Source organism: Aquimarina megaterium XH134, from assembly GCF_000520975.1.
GTDB lineage: Bacteria > Bacteroidota > Bacteroidia > Flavobacteriales > Flavobacteriaceae > Aquimarina > Aquimarina megaterium.
In genome coordinates, this window is sequence record NZ_JACB01000135.1 from 1 (window position 1) to 716 (window position 716).

At 32.5% G+C, this 716-nt stretch carries 1 protein-coding gene and 1 pseudogene; both read left to right on the plus strand.

What is annotated here, in order from left to right; all coding sequences use genetic code 11:
* Nucleotides 1–210, plus strand: a pseudogene (locus tag Z053_RS31735) (biopolymer transporter ExbD); the annotation flags it as partial.
* A gap of 23 nt (nt 211–233) precedes the next feature.
* Nucleotides 234–716 carry an ExbD/TolR family protein gene (locus tag Z053_RS0127430; RefSeq protein WP_025668167.1) on the plus strand — a complete coding sequence of 161 codons (483 nt, stop codon included), beginning with the start codon at nt 234–236 and terminating at the stop codon, nt 714–716.

A 716-nucleotide genomic window follows, 5' to 3' on the forward strand; every position in this document is an offset into this window, starting at 1 on the left:
TATATAGCGGTTCAAAATGAATTGGTGGCAGCGTATACTACATTGCGTAATAGAGAAGCACAGCGTCTTTTTGGTAAGACATTTGAACAAATGGAAGCCGATTTTAAAGATGTAAATTATTCTGGAAGTAAGACTAAACTTAAAGAAGATATCAAAAAGATACAATTTTTGTTTCCTGAAAAACTTTCAGAAGCCGAGCCTAAAAAATAGAAATAACATAAAACAGAATTCTTATGTCTAAATTTAAAAAGAAAAAGAGTGGTGAATTACCTCCCGTTTCTACGGCATCATTACCGGATATTGTATTTATGTTATTGTTCTTCTTTATGGTTGCAACGGTGATGCGTAAAAATACGCTAATGATAGAAAATAAATTACCTTCTGCAGACCAGATAGAAAAACTAGATAAAAAAAATCTAATAATGTATATCTATGCAGGAAAACCTAGTTCAAGATATCGTGCAAGTGCTGGTAGCCAAGCTAGAATCCAGCTTAATGATAAATTTGCAGATGTAAGCGAAGTAAAAGCATTTATATTGGCCGAGAGAGCAGCAAAAAGAGAGGAAGAAGTTCCTTTTTTAATTACAGCTCTTAAAATAGATGGAAATACCAATATGGGTCTTGTAGGCGATATCAAAAAGGAATTAAGAGAAGTTCAGGCGTTAAAGATTAATTATACAACCAAATCTGGTAAAGCTTCAGATAATTTTAAGTAG